This is a genomic window from Thauera aminoaromatica S2, from assembly GCF_000310185.1.
GTDB classification, from domain to species: domain Bacteria; phylum Pseudomonadota; class Gammaproteobacteria; order Burkholderiales; family Rhodocyclaceae; genus Thauera; species Thauera aminoaromatica.
The window spans coordinates 1-25263 of the sequence record NZ_AMXD01000034.1; the positions used below are offsets into that span (position 1 = coordinate 1).

Below are 25263 nucleotides of genomic sequence, written 5' to 3' on the forward strand. Positions count from 1 at the left end.
GCCGGCGACGAAGTCGCGCAGCTGCTGCACGCCACCCGCCGCCGTGGCGCCCAGGGCCGCCAGCGCGAGCACGACGCCCGCCACGCCGCGCAGCAGCGCGGCCGGTCGCGTGTTGAACTGGATCATTCGCTCTCCTTGGCCGGCACGATCACTTCGCGGTTGCCATTGCTGCCCATCGGCGACACCAGGCCGGCGCGCTCCATCTGTTCGATCAGGCGCGCGGCGCGGTTGTAGCCAATGCGCAGGTGGCGCTGCACCAGCGAGATCGAGGGCCGGCGCGTCTTCACCACGATCTCCACGGCCTGGTCGTAGAGCGCGTCCGACTCGCCGTCATCGCCTTCCCCGCCACTGCCGAGCGCGGCGTCGACATCGTCCTCGGCCGAGGAAAGGATGCCCTCGATATAGTCGGGCGGACCGATCTTCTTGAGGTGGTCGACCACCTTGTGCACCTCGTCGTCGGCGACGAAGGCACCGTGCACGCGCACCGGCAGCCCGGTACCGGGCGCGAGGTAGAGCATGTCGCCCATGCCGAGCAGGGTCTCGGCGCCCATCTGGTCGAGGATGGTGCGCGAGTCGATCTTGCTGGAGACCTGGAAAGCGATACGCGTGGGTACGTTGGCCTTGATCAGGCCGGTGATCACGTCAACCGAAGGGCGCTGGGTGGCGAGGATGAGGTGGATGCCGGCGGCGCGCGCCTTCTGCGCCAGGCGGGCGATCAGCTCCTCGACCTTCTTGCCGACCACCATCATCATGTCGGCAAGCTCGTCGACCACCACCACGATGTAGGGCAAGGGCTCGAGCGGCTCCGGGTTCTCGGGGCTGATCGAGAATGGGTTGGTGAGCGGCTGCTCGGCCTTGCGCGCCTCCTGCACGGCCTTGTTGAAGCCGGCGAGGTTGCGCACGCCCACCGCCGCCATCAGCTTGTAGCGCTTGTCCATCTCCGCCACGCACCAGTTGAGCGCGTTGCCGGCGTGCTTCATGTCGGTGACGACGGGTGCGAGCAGGTGCGGGATGCCCTCGTAGATCGACAGCTCGAGCATCTTCGGGTCGACCATGATCAAGCGCACCCGATCGGGCTCACTCTTGTAGAGCAGCGACAGGATCATCGCGTTGATGCCGACCGATTTGCCCGAGCCCGTCGTACCCGCCACCAGCAGGTGTGGCATCTTGGCCAGGTCGGCCACCACCGGCTGGCCACCGATGTCCTTGCCGAGCACCACGGTAAGCGGCGAATGCGCGTCCTGGTACACCTTGGAACCGATGATCTCCGACAGGCGCACCATCTGCCGCTTCGGGTTGGGCAGCTCGAGCGCCATGCAGGACTTGCCCGGCACGGTCTCGACGACGCGGATCGACACCAGCGACAGCGCGCGCGCGAGGTCCTTGGCAAGGTTCACCACCTGGCTGCCCTTGACCCCGGTTGCCGGCTCGATCTCGTAGCGAGTGATCACCGGGCCGGGGTAGGCGGCGAGCACCTTGACCTCGACGCCGAAGTCGGCGAGCTTGGTCTCGATCAGGCGCGAGGTGAACTCGAGGGATTCGGGCGAAGGCGGCTCCACGCCACCGCTGGCCGGATCGAGCAGTGCCACCGGCGGGATCACGCCCTCGGCCGCATCCTGGAACAGGGTCTGCTGGCGCTCCTTCTCCACCCGCTCGGACTTGGTCACGGCGACCACCGCCGGCTCGATGCGCAGCGGCGCGGGCTCGGCCTTCTCGACCTTCTTGCGCCGGGTCTGCACCACCTCCTCGCGCTTGTGCGCCACCTCGCGACCCACACGGCGGTCCTGCCAGCGCAGCCAGGCCTGCTGCACGCCGAGCACCGCCTGCTCGATGCCAAGACCGATGCGCTCCATCAGAGCCAGCCACGACACCCCGGTGAACAGCGACAGCCCCGTGGCCAGCAGCGCGAGCAGCAGCAGCGTGCCGCCGGTGAAGCCGAAGCTGCGCCGCACGAACTGGGCGAGTTCCATGCCGATCAAGCCGCCGGGCTCGAGCGGCAGCGCCGCACCGTGGGAGTGGAAACGCAGGAATTCGAGCGCGCTGCTGGTGATCAGCACCACGAAGAAGCCGATCATCACGAAGATGAAGGAGCGGTGGTCGAGCTCGAGCCTGTTCTTGAGGCGGCGGAAACCCCACAGCAGGCTGTAGCCGAGGAAGACCACCCACCACCACGAGGAAATGCCGAAGAGATAGAGCAGGAGGTCCGCCAGCCAAGCGCCGAAACGCCCGCCCGGATTGGCAACGCGGGTGACGTCGGAGGCGTGCGACCAGCCTGGGTCGGACTCGCTGTAGCCGACGAGGATCATGCCGACGTAGAGCGAGACCACGCCGAGGATCAGCCAGCGGGCCTCCTGCAGCAACAGCGAGATCTTTTCGGGCAGCGGCTGGGAACGGGAGGACGAACGAGACAGCATTGCGTTGCGGCCGCAGGGAGAGTGGAACAACCCCGGATTATACGGGATCGGTCCCCACCCCGCCGCCGCGCTTGCGGATGCTCACAAACGGCCGAGCGGCGAGCGCGCGTTCACACGTCGTTGAGGCGCTCACGCAACAGGATGCCGTCGGGCCCTTCCTCGATCAGACCCTGCTGGCCGAGGTCCTTCATCACCCGGCTCACCATCTCGCGCGAGGCGCCGATCATCTTGGCGATGTCCTGCTTGGAGATGCGCCGGACCACCACCGACTGGCCACCGACGTCCTCGGCCATCTCGATCAGCAGGCGCGCAACACGGCCGTAGACATCCATGAGCGCGAGGCTCTCGATCTTGCGATCGGCGTTGCGCAGGCGCTCGGCGAGGTTGCACATGATGCGCCAGGACACGTCGAAGCTGTCCTGCATGATGCGGCGGAAATCCTGCTTGGAGATCAGCACCAGATCGGCCGGCACCACGGCGATCACCGAGGCCGAGCGCGGCCGCTCGTCGAACATGCCCATCTCGCCGAAGAGCTCGCCCTGGCCGAGGATGGACAGGATTACCTCGCGGCCGTCCTCGTCGCTCACCACGACCTTGAGGCTGCCGGTGAGCACGAGATAGACGTAGTCGGGACGGTCGCCCGCGCACACCACGGACTGCCCGCGGGGGAAGCGACGCATCATCGACACGCGCGCGATGCTGGCCAACGACTCGTCGGACAGGCCATGGAACAGCGGGAAGGTCTTCAGGGCGACGACGGAAACGGCGGTGGCTTGGGTCATGCGCGCTCCAGGCACGAGGAGTGGAACAGTTGAAACATGCATTTTCAAGTTTATACGATCACCCCGGGCTTATTCTCGATTTCGTGACGGAGATCACACTTTCCGCATCCAGCGGGAATTCGATGCGTGTCGCTGCACCACAGACAGGAACGCGCGTCTCCCCATCGGAATCACGCGCGAGCGCCCGGACTCCGGCGACCACCTCCAACCCCCGCCGCCCCCTCCGCTATAATCGGCGCCTCGCAATCCACCCGCAGGAAGCCTCGTCCATGACCACCAAACACGCCCGTCTGCTGATCCTCGGCTCCGGCCCCGCCGGCTACACCGCCGCCGTCTATGCCGCGCGCGCCAACCTGAACCCGGTGCTGATCACCGGCCTCGCCCAGGGCGGCCAGCTCATGACCACGACCGAGGTCGACAACTGGCCGGCCGATGCAGACGGCGTGATGGGTCCGGACCTGATGGCGCGCTTCCAGAGGCACGCCGAGCGCTTCAACACCGAGATGATCTTCGACCACATCCACACCGTGAAGCTGGGCGAGAAGCCCTTCCGCCTGATCGGCGACAGCGGCGAATACACCTGCGATGCGCTGATCATCTCCACCGGCGCCACCGCCAAGTACCTCGGCCTGCCCTCGGAGGAAAAATTCGCCGGGCGCGGCGTGTCGGCGTGCGCCACCTGCGACGGCTTCTTCTACCGCAACCAGGACGTCGCGGTGATCGGCGGCGGCAACACCGCGGTCGAGGAGGCGCTCTACCTCGCCAACATCGCGAGAAAGGTCACCCTGGTGCACCGCCGCGAGAAGTTCCGCGCCGAGAAGATCATGATCGACAAGCTGATGGAGAAGGTCGCCGCCGGCAGGATCGAGCTCGCGCTCAATGCCACGCTCGACGAGGTGCTGGGCGACAACACCGGCGTGACGGGGATGCGCATCAAGGGCGTGAACAACGGCGCCACCCGGGAGGTGGCGCTGCAGGGCGTGTTCATCGCCATCGGCCACAAGCCCAACACCGACATTTTCGAAGGCCAGCTCGAGATGGAGGGCGGCTACATCGTCACCCAGGGCGGGCGCAACGGCAACGCGACGCAGACAAGCGTTCCCGGCGTGTTCGCTGCCGGCGACGTGCAGGACCACATCTACCGCCAGGCGGTGACTTCGGCCGGCACCGGCTGCATGGCCGCACTCGACGCCGAACGCTACCTCGACGCCCTCGGCGTCTGAGCAGGCCGATGAGCCGCCGCGCTCCCGCGCCGGGTCCGGCCGGCACCCCAGGACGCGACGCGCAGGGCGCGGTGCCGAAGCCCGCCTCGCCCTTCGCAGCCCTGCGCAAGCAGCTGCAGCAGCGCGCGCTCCCGGCACCCGTGTCGTCGCCCGCCCCGGCGAAGCGTATCCGCCACCCGCTTGAGGAAGACTCCTCCAGCGCCGGTGCCGATCGTGCACAGGAGCCCGACGCGGAGGCGCTCGAGCTCTTCCGGCGCAGCGTCGGCGCGGTGCGCCCGGTGCGCGGCACGGACCGCGTCGAGATCCACCGCCCCCGCCCTGCCCCGCGGCCGCGCACGCAAGCCGTGGAGGACGAGGAAACCGAGGAGCCCGTCCGTGCGCGACCCGAGACCGACCCGCTACGCGCGGCCTACGAGGGCGTGATGCCGCTGAGGGATACCGGCCGAGTGGCGCTCGACACACCGCTGCGTCACCACGCCCGCCATGCAGGCGGTACGCATCCCGCGCCGGCGCTGCGACCCGACGCGATCGTGCTGCCCGCGGACGCCGACGTCAGCGATCCGGCAGCGCTCTTTCTTGCGGTAGTGGGCAATGCCCGCCCGGTCACCGACCGCAACCGCGTGGAGCTGGAGCGCCCGCAGCCGGCACCTGCGCCGCTCAAGCGCGAGGAGGACGAGCGCGCGGCGCTCGGCGAATCGCTCGCCGCACCGCTCACCTTCGAGGATCGCCTGGACATGGGCGACGAGGCGGCCTTCCTGCGGACCGGGCTGCCGCGCCGGGTGCTGACCGATCTGCGCCGCGGGCGCTGGGTGCTGCAGGGCCAGATCGACCTCCACGGCCTCACCCGCGACGAGGCGCGCGCCGCGCTGGCGAACTTCCTGCACGACGCGCTTGCCCAGGGCAAGCGCTGCATCCGGGTGATCCACGGCAAGGGCCACGGCTCGCCCGGGAAGGTGTCGATCCTGAAACAGCTGTCGCGCGGCTGGCTGGCGCAGCGCGAGGAGATCCTCGCCTTTTGCCAGGCCGGCCCCCACGATGGCGGCGGCGGCGCCCTGCTGGTGCTGCTGCGCGCGCAGAACGCCGCGCCGCGCGCCCGAATGCCGTTACCCGCCTGAGTCCCGCCGCCCGAATATCAGATCGCCGCTTCGTTGGTCTCGCCAGTGCGGATGCGGATGACCTGCTCCACCGGCGTGATGAAGATCTTGCCGTCGCCGATCTTGCCCGTGTGCGCGGCCTTCACGATCGCCTCCACCGCCTGGTCGACGATGTCATCGGCAAGCACGACCTCGACCTTGATCTTGGGCAGGAAGTCGACCACGTATTCAGCACCGCGATAGAGCTCGGTGTGGCCCTTCTGGCGGCCGAAACCCTTGACCTCGGTCACCGTCAGGCCCGTGATCCCCACCTCGGACAGGCCCTCGCGCACCTCGTCCAGCTTGAACGGCTTGATGATCGCCTCGATCTTCTTCATCCGGCTTGCTCCTCTTTCAGAATTCGTCCTGGTAGCGGGATGTTATCGGATAACGCCAATCCCTGCCGAAACCGCGCTGGGTCACACGGATGCCCACCGGGGCCTGGCGGCGCTTGTACTCGTTGCGCTTGAGCATACCCACCACGCGCCGCACCTCGCCCTCGGGGAAGCCCGCGGCGACGATGTCGCGCGGCGACTCGTCGCGCTCCATGTAGGCCTGGATGATGGCGTCAAGCATGTCGTAGGGCGGCAGGCTGTCCTGGTCCTTCTGGTCGGGCTTGAGCTCGGCCGAGGGCGGTCGGTCGATGATGTTCTGCGGGATCACCGGGCTCACCGTGTTGCGCCAGTTCGACAGGCGGAAGACAAAGGTCTTGTAGAGGTCCTTGAGCACGGCGAAGCCGCCGGCCATGTCGCCGTACAGCGTGGCGTAGCCGGTGGCCATCTCGCTCTTGTTGCCGGTGGTGAGCACGATCGCGCCGGTCTTGTTCGACAGCGCCATCAGCAGCATGCCGCGGATGCGCGCCTGCAGGTTCTCCTCGGTGGTGTCGGCGGGCAGGCCGGCAAACTGGTCGGCAAGCAGCTCGGCAAAGACCTTCATCGCCGGCTCGATCGCGATCTCGTCATAGCGCACGCCCAGGCGCGCCACCATGTCGCGCGAGTCGTCGAGGCTCATTTGAGCGGTGTAGGGCGAAGGCATCATCACCGCACGCACCTTGTCGGCGCCGAGCGCATCGACCGCGATCGCCAGGGTCAGCGCCGAGTCGATCCCGCCCGACAGGCCGATGATCGCGCCCGGGAAACGGTTCTTGGCGAGATAGTCGCGCACCCCGATGCGCAGCGCCTCGTACACCTCGGCCTCGAGCGTCCGCGCAGGAACGTGCTCACCGCCCGACCAACCGCCCGAGGCGTAGTCGACGATCGCGACGCGCTCGACGAAGCTGCCGAGTTGCAGCCCGACCGCGCCGCCGGCGTCGAGCGCGAAGGAGGCGCCGTCGAAGACCAACTCGTCCTGGCCGCCCACCATGTTGCAGTACAGCACGGGCAGGCCGGTCTCGGCCACGCGCGCGCGCAGCACCTCCAGGCGCTGAGCCTGCTTGTTCATGTGGTAGGGCGAAGCGTTGAGCGCCAGCAGAACCTGCGCCCCGGCCGCCCGCGCGGCCTCCGCGGGACCGCGCTCCCAGACGTCGGCGCAGATGTTCACCCCGAAGCGCACGCCAGCGCACTCGAACACGCAAGCCGTGCCGCCGGCCTCGAAGTAGCGCTCCTCGTCGAAGACCTCGTAGTTGGGCAGCAGGCTCTTGTGATAGCGCGTCAGCACCGCGCCGTCGCGCAACACCGAGGCCGCATTGTAGCGCTCGCCGCCGTCCTCCACCGGGTGGCCAAGCACCACCGTGACCCCCCGCGCAGCAGCGGCGATGCGTTCGACCTCACGCGCGCAGGCGCGATAGAAATCCGGTCGCAGCAGCAAGTCCTCGGGCGGATACCCGGACAGCGCAAGCTCGGGCGTGAGCAGCAGTTGCGCGCCGGCCGCGCGTGCGTCGTCGAGCGCGGCGATGATGTGGTCGGCGTTGCCGACCAGATCGCCCACGGTCAGGTTGAGCTGGGCGACAGCGATGGAAACGGGGGCTTGGGCATGTGCGTTCATGGAGCGGAACTATACCGCTTCGGCGAAGCTCCACGACAGGCTCTGCGTGCGCCGGACCGCGCGCCTGAGCACGCTCTCGCGCCCAAGCGCGCTCCGCTACGCGATGGTTTGCCCCGACTCGAACCGTGCGGCCGTCTCGCGAGCGCAGCGCGACCGTGGATGCCCGCGTACAAACCCACAGCCCGGGTGCGCAAGCCTGTGGACAAGGCGTGGATAGCGCTTGCAAGTCGCTGTCGCGGCAACGTATCGTCGCACTGCACAAAAAACAGGCAGCTGCGCCCCCTGCCCCAGCCACCATGAGCCAGCCCGACGGATTCCACTTCATCCCCCGCATCGCCCGTATCGACGCACGCCAGTGGGATGCCCTGGTCGACGCGAGCTGCGCAAGCGCCGCGCCCTGTATCCGCCACGCCTTCCTGCACGCCCTCGAAGAGAGCGGCTGCGTGGGCGGGCGCAGCGGCTGGACGCCCGCGCACGCCACCCTGTGGCGCGGCGGCACGTTGGGCGCGGCCATGCCGCTCTATGTGAAGACGCATTCCCGGGGCGAGTACGTCTTCGACTGGGCCTGGGCCGAGGCCTACCAGCGCCACGGCCTCGACTACTACCCGAAGTGGCTCGCGGCCGTGCCCTTCACGCCCATCCCCGGGCCACGCCTGCTCGGCCACGACGACGGCGCACGCCGGGAACTGCTCGCCGCCCTGCTCGCGAAGGCGCTGGAGAGCGGGCTGTCGTCGCTGCACCTGCTTTTCCCGCTCGATCGCGAGCGCCCGCTGCTCGAGGCCGCCGGGCTAATGATCCGCGAGGACGTGCAGTTCCATTGGAGAAATCCACCCGCCTCCACCGAGACCGAGCCGACGCCCGCGGAATCCAGCGCGCCTATCTCCGTCCGGCAGCGGCGCTGGGCCGACTTCGAGCATTTCCTCGCCAGCCTGTCCGGCGCCAAGCGCAAGAAGATCCGCCAGGAACGCCGCCGCGCAGCCGCACACGGTCTGGATCTGCAGTGGCTGGACGGGCATGAAGCGCGGGACGAGGACTGGGCGTTCTTCGCGCACTGTTACGCCAACACCTACGCGCAGCACCGCTCCACGCCCTATCTCGCAGCAGATTTTTTTGTGCGGCTCGCGCACAGCATGCCCGAGGCCGTCCGTCTGCTGGTGGCTCGCCGCGACACCCAGCCGATCGCCGCCGCCTTCTTCCTGTGCGATCGCGAGGCGCTGTACGGGCGTTACTGGGGCTGCGTCGAGGACCTGCCCTTCCTGCACTTCGAGCTGTGCTACTACCAGGCCATCGAATACTGCATCGAGCATGGTCTGACCCGCTTCGAGGGCGGCGCACAGGGGGAGCACAAGCTCGCCCGCGGTCTGCTCCCGGTGCGTACCTTCTCCGCGCACTGGCTCGCGGATCCGCGCTTTCGCGGCGCGGTCGACGATTGGCTGGCAAGGGAGCGTGCGGGCGTGGGGCACTATCTCGACGAACTGGCGGAGCACAGCCCATTCCTTCGCGAGAAGGGACCCGGCGGCATCGAGACCGGCGCAGCAGGAGCCGGGGAGCCCCAGCGGGGTTCGCGCCGGCAGTGAAGAGAGAAGCGCGACCCGGCGGCGAAGCGCGCTAGCGTCCCCGCAGACGCGCCTGGATATGCGGCAACGCAAGGTAATAAGCGGTGATGGTCTTCGCGTCGGTGATGCGTCCGATCCGGATGGCCTGCTCCACCTCGTCCGCACGCAGGCTCAGCACTTCGAGAAACTCGCCGTCATCGAGCGCCCCCCCCACCTGCGAGAGCTCGTGGGCGAAGAAGACTTCGATGCGCTCGTCCGAGTAGCCGATACACGGGTGCATCACCCCGACATATTCCCAATTCGCAGCGGCGAAGCCGGTTTCCTCGCGCAGTTCGCGCTGCGCGCAGGCCAGGATGTCCTCGCCGGCGTCGATTTTCCCGGCAGGCAACTCGAGGAAGGCGCGTTGCAGCGGATAGCGGAACTGCCGCTCGAACACCAGCGCCCCGCTCTCCTCCAGCGCGACCACGACCACAGCGCCGGGATGGCGGATGTACTCGCGCACGCTGCGGCTGCCGTCCGGCAATTCGACGCGGTCTCGCCACACCTTGAGCAGTGCACCGTCGAAAACCGACTCGCTATCGAGGGTGTACTCATGTAGCGCGTCCCGCTCGAGCCCGCTCACGCACCTACCTCGGATGTCCGGCGCGCCGAACGCCACAGGTAGGCCCAAGTGAAGCCCGGAAAGGCAAACACCACAAAGAGACAGAAGGTGGTCGCGTAGAACGCCCAGCCCTGCCCATACACCCGACCGTGGGACTGCGCCTCGATCGATGCTGCGAGCCCACCCACCACGAAATACAGCACGAGCAGTTCGGCAAACCGCCAGCCGAGCCCCTTGCGAACCCCGGCTGGCGGCTTGCGGATGAGGAAGATGCGGTCGAAGACGAAGGGCAGGTTGGCCATCGTGAAGGCGATGGCCAACAGCAGGAAGATGCTGGCGTCCGCACCCACCGCTGGATCAGAGCGAACGCAGCAGCGCGAACGCGCACAAGGACATCAGCGCCTGCGGGGCGAGGCCGAGGGCCGCGATCGCAAGACCGTTGGCCGAGAGCATCACACGCACTTCGGGCGCAGCATGAATCGGCGAGGAGTCGACCGGCTCGTCGAAATACATCACCTTGACCACGCGCAGGTAGTAGAAGGCACCGATCACCGACATCACCACCGCCAGCACCGCCAGCCAGAAGTACCCGGCCGCGACCACCGCCTGCAGCACCGACAACTTGGCGAAGAAGCCGATGAAGAAGGGCACACCCGCCATCGAGAACATCACGAAGAGCATCATCAGCGCGTACCACGAACTGCGCTTGTTGAGCCCCTTGAAATCGTCGATGTTCTCGGCCTCGAAACCTGCACGCGACAGCAGAATCAGCATGCCGAACGAAGCCAGGCTCATGATCACGTAAGAGATCGCGTAGAACATCGCCGAGCTGTAGGCGTTGAGCGCAAAGTGACGGTCGCCCTCTACCACGCCCGCGAGCAGGCCGAGCAGCATGAAGCCCATGTGCGAGATACCCGAGTAGGCCAGCATGCGTTTGATGTTCTGCTGCGCGATCGCGGCCAGATTGCCGAGCACGATCGAGGCTGCGGCCACCAGCATCAGCATCATCTGCCATTCCTCGGCGATGTCGAACAGCGCCCAGATCAGCAGGCGCACCGCCATCGCGAACGCGGCGAGCTTGGGCGCCGTGGCGATCACCAGCGTCACTGCGGTGGGCGCGCCCTGATAGACGTCGGGCACCCACATGTGGAAGGGCACAACGCCGAGTTTGAAGCAGATACCCGCGACCAGGAACACGACGCCGAACATCAGCACGGTCTGGTTGGCGGTCTGGTTGTAGAGCGCCTGCGCCACACCCGAGAACTCGAGCGTACCGGTCGCGCCATACACCATCGACATGCCGTACAGCAGCAGGCCCGAAGCCAGCGCGCCGAGTACGAAGTACTTCATCGCCGCCTCGGTCGAGCGCGCCGAGTCGCGATCGAACGCCACCATCGTATACAGCGCTAGCGACATCATCTCGAGGCCGATGTACATCGGCAGCATGTGGTTGGCCGTGACCATCACCATCATGCCGAGCGTCATCAGCAGCGCGAGCAGGTAGTACTCGGGCTTGTCGATCTTCCGGTCGGCGAGGTAGCCACGCCCGTACAGCAGCGCGATCGCGGTGGAGAAATAGATCATCAGCTTCAGCACGTCACCCAGCAGATCGCTGATGAACAGATTGCTGAAGGTATGGACCACCTCCCCCTCCATCGTGAAGATCGTGATGAAGGCCGCGGCGATCAGGGTCGCCTGAGTAAGCAGATAAGCCAAGTTGCGAGCGACGCTGCGCGCGAAGGTACTCGCCAGCATGATCACCAAGGCCATCACGGCCACGAAGATCTCGGCCGCTGCGGGGTAGAAGTCGGGGACGACGAAATTCATCTTCTGACCAGTCCGTAAAGTGTCTCGTGCGCTCGCGCCGGGCAGCGCTCAGAGCTTGCTCACGGCAACATGCCGCAGGAGTTCATTGACCGAGGCGTGCATCACTTCGGTGAAGGGGAAGGGATACAGGCCCATCGCCAGCACGCACGCCGCCAGCACCGCAAGGAAGGCGAACTCGCGGCCGTTGATGTCCTCGAGCTCGGCGACATGGGGGTTGGCCACCTTGCCGAACACCACCCGCTTGTACATCCAGAGCGAATACGCAGCGCCGAGGATCAGCGTGGTGGCGGCGACGAAGCCGATCCAGAAGTTGTACTGCACGGCCCCAAGCACCACCATGAACTCGCCGACGAAACCGGAGGTGGCCGGCAGGCCAGAGTTGGCCATCGTGAAGAGCATGAAGAAGGCTGCGAACTTCGGCATGGTGTGCACCACGCCACCGTAGTCGGCGATCTGGCGCGAGTGCAGGCGGTCGTAGAGCACGCCGATGCACAGGAACATCGCGCCCGAAACGAAGCCGTGAGAGATCATCTGCACCAGAGCGCCCTCGACGCCGAGGCTGTTGAACATGAAGAAGCCCAGGGTCACGAAGCCCATGTGGGAGATCGACGAGTAGGCCACGAGCTTCTTCATGTCGGCCTGTACCAGCGCGACGAAGCCGATATACACAACCGCGATCAGCGACAGGGTGATCACCAGCGGCGCGAGCTCGTTCGCCGCGTCGGGCACGATCGGCAGGGAGAAGCGCAGGAAGCCATAAGCGCCGAGCTTCAGGGCGATCGCGGCAAGTACAACCGATCCGCCGGTGGGTGCCTCGACGTGGGCATCGGGCAGCCAAGTATGCACCGGCCACATCGGCACCTTGACGCCAAAAGCGATCAGGAAGGCGAGGAAGATGAGGATCTGCGGCTCGATCGGCAGGGGCAACTGGTGCCAGTCGAGGATGCTGAAGCTACCGCCCGACTGCATGAACAGGTAGAGCAGCGCGATCAGCATCAGCAGGGAACCGAACAGCGTGTAGAGGAAGAACTTGATCGCGGCGTACACCCGGTTGGCGCCACCCCAGATGCCGATGATCAGGTAGAGCGGGATCAGCGAGGCTTCGAAGAACACGTAGAACAGCACCGCGTCGAGCGCCGAGAAGATGCCGTTCATCAGGCCCGACATGATCAGGAACGCGGCCATGTACTGCGCGACCTTGGTCTCGATCACCTGCCAGCCCGCCGCCACCACGATGATGGTGATGAAGGAGTTGAGCAGCACGAACAGCACCGAGATGCCATCGACGCCGAGGTGGTAGTTGATGTTGAAGCGCGGCACCCAGGACTGCAGTTCCACGAACTGCATCGCGCTGGTTCCGACGTCGAAGCCCGTGTAGAGCGGAATCGTCACGACGAAGCCAGCCACGGCGACCGCCAAGGCGAGCATGCGCGCCAGCGGAGCGTTGCGATCCGAGCCGGTCGCGAGCACCAGCAGGCCACCGATAATCGGTACCCAGATCGCCAGACTGAGGAGAGGAATGTCCGTCATCGTTGCTTTCCGTTCAGTGCGCCGCGAGCGGCGCGTTCGATCTTGTTATGTGTTTCCGTCCCTGCGTGCCCGTCTCAGCCCCGGTTGAACCAGTAGGTGAGCAGCACGAACACGCCGATGATCATCATGAAGGCGTACTGGTACAGGTGACCCGTCTGGAAGAGGCGCGACATCTGCGCCACCCAGCCCACCAGGCGCGCGGAGCCGTTCACCGCGACACCATCGATCAGGGCCTGATCGCCCGCCTTCCACAGGCCGCGTCCGAGCAGACGCGCACCTGCCGCGAAGAAGATCTCGTTGAAGCGATCGAAGTAGTACTTGTTCTCCAACAGCGTGTGGATCGGCTTGAAGGTGCGCTGGATCGCCGCCGGGATATCCGGACGCTTCATGTAGAAGAACCAGGCAAGCGCGACTCCGCCCATCGCCAGCCAGAACGGCGCCGTCTGGAGACCGTGGATCGCCATGCCGACCGGGCCATGGTAGTTGGCTGCGAGCTCCCGCAGGCCGACGTGGTTGTCGCCGACGAGGATCACACCCTTGAACCACTCGCCGAACAGCATCGGGTCGATGGTGAAGAAGCCGATCAGGACCGAGGGCACCGCCAGCAGCACCAGCGGCAGGGTCACCACCCAGGGCGACTCGTGCGGCTTCTGCCCCGGCGCCAGGCCGTGGTGATGATCCGCCGAGGGTTCCTCGTCGTCGTGGTCGCCGTGATGATCGTGATGTGCGTGATCATGCGCCTTGCCGAAGCGCTCGTCGCCGTGGAACACGAGGAAGTACATCCGGAAGGAGTAGAACGCGGTGATGAACACCCCGAGGAGCACGCAGAACATCGCATAGCCCGAGCCCGCGATCGTCGAGGAATGCACCGCTTCGATAATCGAGTCCTTGGAGTAGAAGCCCGAGAAGAACGGAAAACCGATCAGCGCAAGCGAACCCAGGAGCGAGGTGATCCAGGTGATCGGCATGTACTTGCGCAAGCCGCCCATGTTGCGCATGTCCTGATCGTGGTGCATGCCGATGATCACCGAGCCGGCGCCGAGGAACAGCAACGCCTTGAAGAAGGCGTGCGTCATCAGGTGGAAGACCGCGGCCGAGTAGGCCGAGACGCCGAGCGCGACCGTCATGTAGCCGAGCTGCGACAGCGTCGAGTAGGCCACGACGCGTTTGATGTCGTTCTGCACGATGCCGAGGAAGCCCATGAAGAGCGCGGTGGTCGCACCGATCACGAGGACGAAGGACAGCGCGGTGTCGGACAGCTCGAACAGCGGCGACATGCGCGCCACCATGAAAATGCCCGCGGTCACCATGGTCGCCGCGTGGATCAGCGCGGAGATCGGGGTCGGGCCTTCCATCGAGTCGGGCAGCCACACGTGCAGAGGCACCTGGGCGGACTTGCCCATCGCACCGATGAAGAGGCAGATGCAGATCGCGGTGAGCAGCGGCCAGCCGGTCACCGCCATCTCGGTCACGGAGAGTTCCTTCGCCTTGGCGAAAACCTCAGCGTAGTCGAGGCTGCCGGCATAGGCGGCGACGAGGCCGATGCCGAGCAGGAAGCCGAAGTCGCCCACGCGGTTGACCAGGAAGGCCTTCATGTTGGCGTAGATTGCCGTCGGACGCTCGTACCAGAAGCCGATCAGCAGGTAGGACACCAGGCCAACCGCCTCCCAGCCGAAGAAGAGCTGGAGGAAGTTGTTGGACATCACCAGCATCAGCATCGAGAAGGTGAACAACGAGATGTAGCTGAAGAAGCGCTGGTAGCCCGGATCTTCCGACATGTAGCCGATGGTGTAGATGTGCACCATCAGCGACACGAAGGTAACGACCAGCATCATCATCACCGTCAGCGAGTCGATCAGGAAACCGACCTCGAAGTCGATGCCACCCGCCTGCATCCAGGTATATACGGTGCCGTTGAAGGTGTTTCCGGCCGCCACATCCTGGTAGATGAAGAGCGAGGCCACGAAGGCGATCGCCACACCAAGGATCGTGACCACATGCGCCCCGGCACGCCCGATCTGCTTTCCGAACAGGCCTGCGAGGATCGCTCCCGCCAGCGGCGCCAGCGGCACGAGGAGATAGATTGCTTTCATGTCCGACATCGTGACGCTTCCTTAACCCTTGAGGCTGTCCAGATCATCCACGTGGATCGTGCGCATGTTGCGGAACATCACGATCAGGATCGCGAGGCCGATCGCCGATTCGGCCGCCGCCACGGTGAGGATGAAGAAAACGAAGACCTGGCCGGCGATGTCGCCGAGGTAATGCGAGAACGCAACGAAGTTCATGTTGACCGAGAGCAGCATCAGCTCGATGGCCATCAGCAGCACGATCAGGTTCTTCCGGTTGAGGAAGATCCCGACCACGCTGATCGCGAACAGGATCGCGCCCAGGATGAGGAAATGGGAAAGCGAAAGCATCAGTGACCCCCTGATCGCGCCGGCTGCCTGCCGGCGCGGTTCTTGTTTTGTTCGCGTACGTTGTCAGTCGTCTTTCTCGGCCTGCATCTTCACCAGCTCGACCCGGCCCTCGCGCCTGACGGCGACCTGCTCGGACGGCGGGATGGACTTCAGCCCCTTGCGCTTGCGCAAGGTCAGCGCCACTGCGGAGACCATCGCCACCAACAGCACGAGCGAGGCGAGTTCGAAGGCATACACATAATCGGTGTAGAGAACGCGGCCGAGTTCGCGGGTGTTGCTGTAGTCCGCGGCAACCGGAGCGGGCGCAGGCATCGCCTCGAGACCGAAGTAGCCGCCGCCGAGCACCATCACCATCTCGACCAGCATCAGGATGCCCACCAGGGCTCCCACCGGGAGATAGCTCCAGAAGCCTTCACGCAGACGGTCGAGGTTGATGTCGAGCATCATGACCACGAACAGGAAGAGCACCATCACCGCGCCGACATACACCATCACGAGCGTGACCGCGAGGAACTCGGCCTGCAGCAACAGCCAGAGACCGCCAGCGTTGAAGAAGGTGAGCACGAGGAAGAGCGCGGCGTGTACCGGGTTCCGCGCGGTGATCACCCTCAGCGCCGCGAGCACCATGATCGCGGCGAGAAAGTAGAAGACGAAGGTCTTGAATTCCATGTTCTTGACTCGTGGCGCCGAGGCGCCCTCCCCTTAGCGGTACTTGGCGTCCTGTTGGCGGTCTGCCGCAATCTGCGACTCGTGTCGATCCCCCACCGCGAGCAGCATCTGCTTCGTGTAGTACAGATCGCCGCGCTGCTCTCCGTGGTACTCCAGCACGCGAGTCTCGACGATCGCATCCACCGGACAGGCTTCCTCGCAGAAGCCGCAGAAGATGCATTTGGTCAGGTCGATGTCGTAGCGCGTCGTGCGGCGCGATCCGTCGTCACGCTGATCGGACTCGATCGTGATCGCCATTGCCGGGCAGATCGCCTCGCACAGCTTGCACGCGATGCAGCGCTCCTCGCCGTTCGGGTAGCGGCGCAGCGCGTGCAGGCCACGGAAACGGTTGCTCTGCGGCGTCTTCTCTTCCGGGAAGAGGATGGTGATCTTGCGCTGAAAGAAATGCCGTCCGGTCAGAGCCATGCCCTTGACAAGTTCCTTCAGGAACAGACTGCCGATGTAATCCTTGGCACCCATGGTCTTCTCAACTCCAGATCGACAGCGGCGACATCATCCACACGGTCACCACGAACAGCCACACGAGGGTGACCGGGATGAACACCTTCCAACCTAGACGCATGATGTGGTCGTAGCGGAAGCGCGGGAAGGTGGCTCGCGCCCACAGGAACAGCAGCAGGATGAACGCGGTCTTGACCGCCAGCCAGTGGAAACCGTCAGGCAGGAAGCCCACGGGCGACAGCCAGCCACCGAGGAACAGGATCGAGGTCAGGATCGACACCAGAATCATGTTCGCGTATTCGGCGAGGAAGAACAGCGCGAAGGTCATGCCCGAGTACTCGACCATGTGCCCCGCGACCACCTCGGCCTCGCCTTCGACCACGTCGAAGGGCGCGCGGTTGGTCTCGGCGATGCCCGAGATCACGTACACCACGAACATGGGAAAGAGCGGGATCCAGTTCCACGACAGGACGCCCAGGCCCATGTCAGCGAAGCGGCCTTCGTTCTGCGACATGACAATGTCGGTGAGGTTGAGGCTGGCCGAGATGAGCAGCACGCAGATCAGCGCGAAACCCATCGACACCTCGTAGGACACCATCTGCGCCGCGGCACGCATCGAACCGAGGAAGGGATACTTCGAGTTCGACGCCCAACCTGCGACGATCACCCCGTACACCTCCATCGAAGTGATGGCGAGCAGGAAGAGCAGACCGGCATTGACGTCCGCGAGCACCAGGCCGTCGTCGAAGGGCACCACTGCCCAGGCTGCCAGCGAGGGCGCGATCGCCAGGATGGGACCGAGGATGAAGAGGCCCTTGCTGGCCCCGCTCGGAACGATGATCTCCTTGAACAGCAGCTTCATGCCGTCGGCGATCGGCTGCAGAAGGCCCTTCGGACCGACCCGGTTAGGGCCGATGCGGACCTGCATGTAGCCGATGACCTTGCGCTCGGCGAGCGTCAGGTAGGCGACGCAAATCATCAGCGGCGCGATGATCGCGACGATCTTGAGCAGCGTCCAGATGGCCGTCCAGGAGGGGCCGAAGAAATCCGCCACGGGTTGCAGCATCGCTTCCATCACGCACGCTCCACGCTGAGATCACCGCTCATCGCGCCGAGCGCCGCGGTCGAGGGATGCGCGGCGGCGACGCGCACGCATCCTGCAGCCAATCCATCATCCGCCTGGGCCACGAGTTCCACGCTCGCCGTACCCTGTGCCACGCGCACACGGTCCCCGGCCGCGAGGCCGAGCGCCGCGAGCGTTGCCGGCGCGATTCGCGCCGTGGGTGCCGCTGCGTCGCGCGTCTTCTGCAGCGACGGGGCGCGGCGCGCGATCGGATCGGCGAAGTGGATCGGCACGTCGGCTACACGCTCGAGCACGCCTGCCGGACCGGTAGCCGAAGAGACCACGATACCTTCCACGCCATTGTCCAACCGGCTGGCGAGATCACCCGCGAGCGCCTCGGCACGCACGGCCTCGGAGTCGGCGTGGGCGAAACCCTCGAGCGCGAGCAGGTTACCGAGCACGCGCAGCACCTTCCAGCCCGGACGGACATCGGCGAAGGGCTTGGCCACCGCGGTGAAGCTCTGCGCGCGGCCCTCGCAGTTCACGAAGGTGCCCGAGGTCTCGGTGAAGGGGGCGATCGGCAACATCACGTCGGCCACCTGCCGCAGCGACGGCGAGTCGAAGCTTGTGAGCGCCACCACGAGCTGGGCACCGTCGAGCGCAGCCATCGCCGCCGCCGGATTGGCAAGGTCGAGATCGGGCTCAAGGTTCAGGGTCACGTAGGCCGCACGTGGCTGCTCGATCATCGCGGCGGCGTTCAGGCCACCCGCGCCGGGAACCGCGCCGGCAAGATAGCCGCCGACGCTGTTGGCAGCCTCGCCGATGAAGCCGAAGCTACCGTCGGTGAGGCGCGCGATCTCCTGCGCGAGCATCTGCAGCTCGGAAGCGCGGGCGTGCTGGACGGCGAGATTGCCGAGCCAAACCGCAACCTTGCGGCCGCTGGCGAGACTCTGCGCGATGGCGAGCGCTTCATCGCTCACTGTCTCGGGCAGTTTGCCGAGCAGCGCGACGCTGACCTCGGCGCCCTTCTCCTTCGCCAGCGCGACCACGACCTGGCCGAGCGTGGCCACCATCGCCGAAGGCGCGACCAGCGCGCGGTTGCGCACCGGGAGCAACCACTCTTCGGCGTTCGGGCCGATGGCGCTGACGTGCAGGCCTTTCTTTGCGGCCTGGCGCACGCGCTGCGCCAGCAGCGGCGCATCCTTGCGCAGGAAGCTGCCGACCACGAGCAGGCGGGTCAGATCCTTGACGCCGGCGATCGGCATCCCCAGCCACGGAGCGCCGGCGCGCTTGCCGTCGGCACGGAAGTCGACCTCGCGCAGGCGGAAATCGATGTTCTCGCTACCGAGCCCGCGCATCAGCTTCTGCAGCAGGTAGAGCTCTTCGACCGTGGCGTGCGGCGAGGCCAGCGCGCCGATCGAGGCGGCACCATGATCGCGCTCGACGCCGCGCAGGCCGGTGGCGACGAACTCGAGGGCGGCCTGCCAATCGACCTGCTTCCACTGCCCGCCCTGGCGGATCATCGGCGCGCCGAGGCGCTGCTCGCTGGACAGGGCCTCGTAGGAGAAGCGGTCCTTGTCGGACAGCCAGCACTCGTTGACGTCTTCGTTCTCGAACGGCAGCACGCGCTTCACCACGTCGTGCTTGGTCTGGACGATCAGGTTGGCGCCGAGGGAGTCGTGCGGGCTCACCGACTTGCGGCGCGAGAGCTCCCAGGTACGAGCGGCGAAGCGGAAAGGCTTCGAGGTCAGCGCACCGACCGGGCAGAGGTCGATGATGTTGCCGGAGAGCTCGGAATCGACCGTCTTCTCGATGAAGGGCATGATCTCCGCATGCTCGCCGCGGAAGGCCTGGCCGAGCTCCATCTCGCCGGCGATCTCGGTGGTGAAGCGAACACAGCGCGTGCAGTTGATGCAGCGCGTCATGTCGGTCGACACCAGCGCGCCAAGGTTCTTGTTGAACACCACGCGCTTCTCTTCCTGGTAGCGCGAGGCGGTCGAACCGTAGCCCACTGCGAGGTCCTGCAGCTGGCACTCGCCGCCCTGGTCACAGATCGGACAGTCGAGCGGGTGGTTGATCAGCAGGAACTCCATCACCCCCTTCTGCGCCTTCACGGCGAGCTCGGAGTGCGTCCATACCTTCATGCCATTGGTAACGGGTGTCGCGCAGGCGGGCAGCGGCTTGGGCGCCTTCTCGACCTGCACCAGGCACATCCGACAGCTAGCCGCGATGGACAGCTTCTTGTGGTAACAGAAGTGCGGAATGTAGGACCCGGCAACCGCTGCAGCCTCGATCACCGTGCTGCCGTCGTTGACCTGGACCTGCTTGCCGTCGATTTCGATCTCTAGCATGACGGGCTCACGTAGATTTGACTGCCAGCGCGCTGCACTTCGGGCGGCACGAGGCACTTCTTGTTTTCGATGTGGTATTCGAACTCGCTGCCGAAGTGCTTCACGAAGCTCTGCACCGGCATCGAGGCGGCGTCACCGAGCGCGCAGATCGTGCGGCCCATGATGTTGGTCGTCACCGAGTTCAGCAGGTCGAGGTCGTCCGGGCGGCCAAGACCGTGCTCGATGCGATGCACCACACGGTACAGCCAGCCGGTGCCCTCGCGGCAGGGCGTGCACTGGCCGCAGGACTCCTCGAAGTAGAAGTAGGACAGTCGCTCGAGGGCCTTGACCATGCAGGTGGTCTCGTCCATCACGATGACCGCGCCGGAACCGAGCATCGATCCCGCCTTGGAGATCGAGTCGTAGTCCATCGTGCAGTCCATCATCACGCCGCCGGGAACGACCGGAGCGGACGAACCACCAGGGATGACCGCCTTGATCTTGCGCCCGCCGCGCATGCCGCCAGCCATCTCGAGCAGCTCGGCGAAGGGCGTGCCGAGCGGGATCTCGTAGTTGCCCGGGCGATTGACGTGGCCCGAGACCGAGAAGAGCTTCATGCCGCCGTTGTTGGGCTTGCCGAGGTTCAGGAAGGCCTCGCCGCCCATGTTCATGATGAACGGGACGGACGCGAAGGTCTCGGTGTTGTTGATCGTGGTCGGCTTGCCATAGAGGCCGTAGCTCGCCGGGAAAGGCGGCTTGAAGCGCGGCTGGCCCTTCTTGCCCTCGATCGACTCGAGCAGCGCGGTCTCCTCGCCACAGATGTAGGCGCCGTAGCCGTGATGCGCGAAGAGTTCGAAGGAGAAGTCGCTGCCGAGGATGTTGCGGCCGATGAAACCGGCCTCGCGGGCCTCCGCAAGCGCCTCCTCGAAGCGCGAGTAGGTCTCGAAGATCTCGCCGTGGATGTAGTTGTAACCCCGCGCGGCACCCATCGCGTAGGCGGCGATGGCCATGCCCTCGATGACGCTGTGCGGGTTGTAGCGCAGGATGTCGCGGTCCTTGAAGGTCCCCGGCTCGCCCTCGTCGGAGTTGCACGCGAGGTACTTGTCGCCCGGGAAGGAGCGCGGCATGAAACTCCACTTCAGTCCGGTCGGGAAGCCCGCTCCGCCACGACCGCGCAGCACCGAGGTCTTGAGCTCGGCGATGATCGCGTCCTGCGGTATCTTCTCGGCGAGGATCTTGCGAAGCGCCGAATAACCGCCGCGGGCGACGTAGTCCTGGAGCCGCCAGGTGCGGTCGCCGTCGCAGCCGGCGAGGATCATTCCTTGCGTGCTCATTTCTTGTCCAGCTCGGCCAGCATCTGGTCGATCTTCTCGGTGGTCATCCAGCTGCACATGTGATGGTTATTCACCAGCAGCACCGGGGCGTCGCCACAGGCGCCCATGCACTCGCCTTCCTTCAGCGTGAACTTGCCGTCGGGCGTGGTCTCGTTGAAGTCGATGCCGAGCTTTTCCTTGATGTAGTCCGCCGCATGGACGCCGCCGGACAGCGCGCACGGCAGGTTCGTGCACACGGTGATCTTGTGCCGTCCGACCGGCGCGAGGTCGTACATGTTGTAGAAGCTCGCGACCTCGAAGGCGGCGATCGGCGGCATGCCGAGGTACCTGGCCACGAACTCGATGAGTTCCTTGGGCAGCCAGCCCTTCTCGACCTGCGCGATCCGCAGCGCGGCCATGACCGCAGACTGCGTCTGATCGGGCGGATACTTGGCGATCTCTCGATCGATCTCTTGCAGCGATTCCTGGCTCAGCATGTCGTCTTGATCTTCCGGATAGCCTGCCGATTCTTGTTTGATACCGCGGCGCCCGCAGGCGCCCATCCGCTGTTGCGCGCGGGCGCGCTCAGCGATCGATCTCGCCGAACACCACGTCCATCGTGCCGATGATCGCGACCACGTCGGCAATCATGTGGCCACGGGCGATGTCGTCCATGGCCGCGAGGTGCGCGAAGCCCGGCGCGCGCAGCTTGAGCCGGTAGGGTTTGTTCGCCCCGTCCGACACCGCATACACGCCGAACTCGCCCTTCGGATGCTCGACCGCCGCGTACACCTCGCCCTTTGGCACGTGCATGCCTTCGGTAAAGAGCTTGAAGTGGTGGATCAGCTCTTCCATGTTGGTCTTCATCGCCTCGCGAGAAGGTGGCGCGACCTTGTGGTTGTCGGTGATGACCGGACCGGGGTTCTTGCGCAGCCAGTCGATGCACTGCTTGATGATGCGGTTCGACTGGCGCATCTCTTCCATGCGGCACAGGTAACGGTCGTAGCAGTCGCCGTTCTTGCCGATCGGCACATCGAAATCGACGCGATCATAGACCTCGTAGGGCTGCTTCTTGCGCAGATCCCAGGCGATGCCCGAGCCGCGCAGCATCGGACCGGTGAAACCCCAGGCCAGCGCCTGCTCAGGCGATACCACGCCGATGCCGACGGTGCGCTGCTTCCAGATGCGGTTGTCGGTCAGCAGTGTCTCGTATTCGTCGCAGTAGGTCGGGAAGCGGTTGGTGAAGTCCTCGAGGAAGTCGAGCATCGAGCCTTCGCGGTTGGCGTTGAGCTCGCGAACCGTCTTCTCGTTCTTGAACTTGTTGACCTCGTATTTGGGCATGCGGTCCGGCAGATCGCGATAGACGCCGCCCGGACGGTAGTACGCCGCATGCATGCGCGCACCCGAGACTGCCTCATAGACGTCCATCAGGTCTTCGCGCTCGCGGAACGTATACAGCACCATGGTCATCGCGCCGATGTCGAGGGCATGGGTACCGATGTTGAGCAGGTGGTTCAGGACGCGGGTAATCTCGTCGAACATCACCCGAATGTACTGGGCCCGCAGCGGAACCTCGACCCCGAGCAGCTTCTCGATCGCCATGCAGTAGGCGTGCTCGTTGCACATCATGGACACGTAGTCGAGACGGTCCATGTACGGCACGGACTGCACCCAGGTGCGCGTCTCGGCGAGCTTCTCGGTGCCGCGGTGCAGGAGGCCGATGTGCGGGTCGGCGCGCTCGACGACTTCGCCGTCGAGTTCGAGCACGAGGCGGAGCACGCCGTGCGCCGAGGGGTGCTGCGGACCGAAGTTGATCGTGTAGTTGCGGATCTCAGCCATGGCCGACGTCCCCGTATTTCTCTTCGCGCACGATGCGCGGCGTGTTCTCGCGCGGCTCGATGCTCACCGGCTGATAGACGACCCTGCCCTGCTCCGGGTCGTAGCGCATTTCGACGTACCCCGAAACCGGGAAGTCCTTGCGGAACGGATGACCGACGAAACCGTAGTCGGTCAGGATGCGGCGCAGATCCGGGTGGCCCGAATACAGGATCCCGTACAGATCGAAGGACTCGCGCTCGTACCAGTTAGCGCTCGGCCACACATCGACCACCGAATCGATCACCGGGAAGGCGTCGTCGTCGGCGAACACGCGAACACGCAGGCGCCAGTTGTGCTTGACCGAGGTCAGGTGGGCGACGGAAGCGAAGCGCTTGCCCTCCCAGATCGCGTTACCGTAGGCGGAGTAGTCGAGACCCGAAAGGTCAATCAACTGCTCGAAGCGCAAATCGGCATGGTCGCGAAGCTGGCGTGCGACGCGGGGATATTCGGCAGCGGAGACCTCGATCGTCACTTCACCGCGATCGAGTACGAGCGACTGGATCCGGTTACCGAAAACGTCGCGCAAGGTCTGGCTGAGGCGTTCTAGCTTGGCACTCATGTCTGGGACACCCGTCAGCGCGCAATCGTGTTCGTGCGCTTGATCTTGTTCTGGAGCTGGAGAATGCCGTAGATCAGCGCCTCGGCGGTGGGCGGACAGCCCGGCACATAGACGTCGACCGGCACGATGCGGTCACAACCGCGCACGACCGAGTACGAATAGTGGTAGTAGCCACCGCCGTTGGCACAGGAGCCCATGGAGATGACCCAGCGCGGCTCCGACATCTGGTCATAGACCTTGCGCAGTGCCGGCGCCATCTTGTTGCACAAGGTTCCGGCGACGATCATCAGGTCGGACTGGCGCGGACTCGGCCGGAACACAACACCGAAGCGATCCAAGTCGTAGCGGGAACAGCCCGCGTGGATCATCTCGACCGCGCAACAGGCCAGACCGAAGGTCATCGGCCACAACGAGCCGGTGCGCGTCCAGTTGATGACCGCATCGAGCGAGGTGGTGACGAACCCCTCGCGGAAGACGCCCTCAATGCTCATGCATTACTCCCAGTCGAGTGCGCCGTTTTTCCACTCGACGATATAGCCAATGACCAGAATCGCCAGAAAAACCATCACTGAGCCGAATACGAACCAAGCGATTTCGCCGGCGGCGATGAACTCCTGGAAGACCGTCGCCCACGGAAAGAGGAAGGCGATTTCGAGGTCAAACAGGATGAAGAGAATGGCGATCAGGTAGTAGCGGACATCGAACTTCATGCGGGCGTCTTCAAACGCCTCGAAGCCGCACTCGTAGGGAGAATTCTTTTCGGAATCGGGACGATAGGGGGCGAGGAGTCGCCCGAGGATGACCGGCGCAAGGCCGAAGCCGAGGCCGACGAGCATGAACATCAGGACGGGAAAATAATTTTCCAGCATGTCCGGAAACCCCCATTTGAAGTCCGCGGCGTCATTGGCGCGCCGCAATTATTGTTATTGCTCAGCTCTGCGTAGAAACGCCCGCTTCTGCGGGCGTTCCCGGAATGTGGTGCCGACGATGAGACTCGAACTCATACGGCTTTCGCCACTACCCCCTCAAGATAGCGTGTCTACCAATTTCACCACGTCGGCGCTTCGTTCTGACAGCGCGATAATTATAAGTGTTTTCCCGCACTGCGCAAAGGGCTCGCAACCAATTATTTCGGGATCGACTGGGCCGGCGAGGACTCGACGGGCGCGGCCGGAGCCGGGTTCGTTGCGGGCGCAGTCTGCGCCCCTTCCATCACGCTGCCCGGTGCCGCCGGCTTGTTGCTGGCAAGGAAGCTGAGCCCGAGGCTGGTCAGGAAGAAAACCGTGGCGAGTACCGCAGTGGTGCGACTGAGGAAGTTCGCCGAACCCGATGCACCGAAGAGACTGCCCGATGCGCCGCTGCCGAAGGCTGCACCCATGTCTGCACCCTTGCCGTGCTGCACGAGCACGAGCCCGATCACGCCGAGGCCCACCAGCACATGCACGGTAAGCACGAGAGAGAAAAGATATTCACCCATCTTG

General features: G+C 65.2%; 24 protein-coding genes and 1 tRNA gene. 3 read left to right on the forward strand and 22 right to left on the reverse strand.

The genetic code is table 11. From position 1 onward, the window contains the following. Positions 1-122: 122 nt before the first annotated feature. Complete coding sequence (locus C665_RS07470) at positions 123-2414, reverse strand: DNA translocase FtsK (protein ID WP_004304455.1); 2292 nt, start codon at positions 2412-2414, stop codon at positions 123-125. A gap of 110 nt (positions 2415-2524) precedes the next feature. After that, entirely contained in the window at positions 2525-3196 is a 672-nt protein-coding gene (locus tag C665_RS07475; RefSeq protein WP_004304457.1) for a Crp/Fnr family transcriptional regulator, read from the reverse strand. Between the two features lie 269 nt (positions 3197-3465). Here C665_RS07475 and trxB point away from each other — a divergent pair, with 269 nt between their 5' ends. Then, positions 3466-4419, forward strand: coding sequence for a thioredoxin-disulfide reductase (gene trxB / locus C665_RS07480; protein ID WP_004304459.1), 954 nt, complete (start codon positions 3466-3468; stop codon positions 4417-4419). A gap of 8 nt (positions 4420-4427) precedes the next feature. Next, positions 4428-5534 (forward strand): Smr/MutS family protein, encoded by a 1107-nt coding sequence (locus C665_RS07485; RefSeq protein WP_004304461.1) that lies wholly within the window; start codon positions 4428-4430, stop codon positions 5532-5534. Positions 5535-5551: 17 nt separating this feature from the next. On the opposite strand, the gene C665_RS07490 is transcribed toward C665_RS07485, so the two are convergent. Then, on the reverse strand, positions 5552-5890 hold the full coding sequence (locus C665_RS07490) for a P-II family nitrogen regulator (protein WP_004304463.1): 339 nt from the start codon (positions 5888-5890) through the stop codon (positions 5552-5554). Positions 5891-5906: 16 nt separating this feature from the next. After that, on the reverse strand, positions 5907-7535 hold the full coding sequence (locus C665_RS07495) for an NAD+ synthase (protein ID WP_004304465.1): 1629 nt from the start codon (positions 7533-7535) through the stop codon (positions 5907-5909). A gap of 296 nt (positions 7536-7831) precedes the next feature. On the opposite strand from C665_RS07495, the gene C665_RS07500 reads away from it, so the two are divergent. Continuing rightward, positions 7832-9112, forward strand: a complete 1281-nt coding sequence (locus C665_RS07500) for a GNAT family N-acetyltransferase (RefSeq protein ID WP_004304467.1) — start codon at positions 7832-7834, stop codon at positions 9110-9112. Positions 9113-9143: 31 nt separating this feature from the next. Here C665_RS07500 and C665_RS07505 read toward each other — a convergent pair whose 3' ends face one another. The 18 genes from C665_RS07505 to secG all read right to left on the reverse strand — a co-directional run bounded on the left by C665_RS07505 (position 9144) and on the right by secG (position 25259). After that, positions 9144-9713 carry an NUDIX domain-containing protein gene (locus tag C665_RS07505; protein WP_004304469.1) on the reverse strand — a complete coding sequence of 190 codons (570 nt, stop codon included), beginning with the start codon at positions 9711-9713 and terminating at the stop codon, positions 9144-9146. Continuing rightward, on the reverse strand, positions 9710-10042 hold the full coding sequence (locus C665_RS07510; protein WP_004304471.1) for a DUF2818 family protein: 333 nt from the start codon (positions 10040-10042) through the stop codon (positions 9710-9712). Before C665_RS07510 ends, C665_RS07505 begins: the two co-directional genes overlap by 4 nt. A gap of 7 nt (positions 10043-10049) precedes the next feature. After that, a complete protein-coding gene (gene nuoN / locus C665_RS07515; protein ID WP_004304473.1) occupies positions 10050-11519 on the reverse strand; it encodes an NADH-quinone oxidoreductase subunit NuoN in 1470 nt (489 codons plus the stop codon). Between the two features lie 48 nt (positions 11520-11567). Continuing rightward, the gene (locus C665_RS07520) at positions 11568-13049 is read right to left on the reverse strand and encodes an NADH-quinone oxidoreductase subunit M (RefSeq protein ID WP_004304475.1); all 1482 of its coding nucleotides are present in this window, start codon (positions 13047-13049) and stop codon (positions 11568-11570) included. Positions 13050-13123: 74 nt separating this feature from the next. Further along, complete coding sequence (nuoL, locus tag C665_RS07525; protein ID WP_004304477.1) at positions 13124-15151, reverse strand: NADH-quinone oxidoreductase subunit L; 2028 nt, start codon at positions 15149-15151, stop codon at positions 13124-13126. Positions 15152-15163: 12 nt separating this feature from the next. Continuing rightward, positions 15164-15469 (reverse strand): NADH-quinone oxidoreductase subunit NuoK, encoded by a 306-nt coding sequence (gene nuoK, locus C665_RS07530; RefSeq protein WP_004304479.1) that lies wholly within the window; start codon positions 15467-15469, stop codon positions 15164-15166. A 63-nt stretch (positions 15470-15532) separates the two neighbouring features. After that, positions 15533-16138, reverse strand: a complete 606-nt coding sequence (locus C665_RS07535) for an NADH-quinone oxidoreductase subunit J (protein WP_004304481.1) — start codon at positions 16136-16138, stop codon at positions 15533-15535. 33 nt (positions 16139-16171) lie between these two features. Then, positions 16172-16657 carry an NADH-quinone oxidoreductase subunit NuoI gene (nuoI, locus tag C665_RS07540; protein ID WP_004304483.1) on the reverse strand — a complete coding sequence of 162 codons (486 nt, stop codon included), beginning with the start codon at positions 16655-16657 and terminating at the stop codon, positions 16172-16174. Between the two features lie 7 nt (positions 16658-16664). Then, positions 16665-17714 (reverse strand): NADH-quinone oxidoreductase subunit NuoH, encoded by a 1050-nt coding sequence (gene nuoH, locus C665_RS07545; protein WP_012585170.1) that lies wholly within the window; start codon positions 17712-17714, stop codon positions 16665-16667. Beyond that, positions 17714-20053 (reverse strand): NADH-quinone oxidoreductase subunit NuoG, encoded by a 2340-nt coding sequence (gene nuoG, locus C665_RS07550; RefSeq protein WP_004304487.1) that lies wholly within the window; start codon positions 20051-20053, stop codon positions 17714-17716. Before nuoG ends, nuoH begins: the two co-directional genes overlap by 1 nt. Then, positions 20047-21351: an NADH-quinone oxidoreductase subunit NuoF gene (nuoF, locus tag C665_RS07555; protein ID WP_004304489.1), complete on the reverse strand. Its 1305-nt coding sequence runs from the start codon at positions 21349-21351 to the stop codon at positions 20047-20049. The genes nuoG and nuoF overlap by 7 nt, the downstream gene beginning before the upstream one ends. An 11-nt stretch (positions 21352-21362) precedes the next feature. Further along, entirely contained in the window at positions 21363-21842 is a 480-nt protein-coding gene (nuoE, locus tag C665_RS07560) for an NADH-quinone oxidoreductase subunit NuoE (RefSeq protein ID WP_004304491.1), read from the reverse strand. An 88-nt stretch (positions 21843-21930) separates the two neighbouring features. After that, positions 21931-23184 (reverse strand): NADH-quinone oxidoreductase subunit D, encoded by a 1254-nt coding sequence (locus C665_RS07565; RefSeq protein WP_004304493.1) that lies wholly within the window; start codon positions 23182-23184, stop codon positions 21931-21933. Then, positions 23177-23782 (reverse strand): NADH-quinone oxidoreductase subunit C, encoded by a 606-nt coding sequence (locus C665_RS07570; protein WP_004304495.1) that lies wholly within the window; start codon positions 23780-23782, stop codon positions 23177-23179. The genes C665_RS07565 and C665_RS07570 overlap by 8 nt, the downstream gene beginning before the upstream one ends. Before the next feature lie 14 nt (positions 23783-23796). After that, entirely contained in the window at positions 23797-24273 is a 477-nt protein-coding gene (locus tag C665_RS20490) for a NuoB/complex I 20 kDa subunit family protein (protein ID WP_002926530.1), read from the reverse strand. 3 nt (positions 24274-24276) lie between these two features. Continuing rightward, positions 24277-24651: an NADH-quinone oxidoreductase subunit A gene (ndhC, locus tag C665_RS20495; RefSeq protein WP_004304497.1), complete on the reverse strand. Its 375-nt coding sequence runs from the start codon at positions 24649-24651 to the stop codon at positions 24277-24279. A 107-nt stretch (positions 24652-24758) separates the two neighbouring features. Next, positions 24759-24843 (reverse strand) — tRNA-Leu (locus C665_RS07585). Positions 24844-24908: 65 nt separating this feature from the next. Then, positions 24909-25259: a preprotein translocase subunit SecG gene (gene secG / locus C665_RS07590; protein ID WP_004304499.1), complete on the reverse strand. Its 351-nt coding sequence runs from the start codon at positions 25257-25259 to the stop codon at positions 24909-24911. Between the last annotated feature and the right edge of the window lie 4 nt (positions 25260-25263).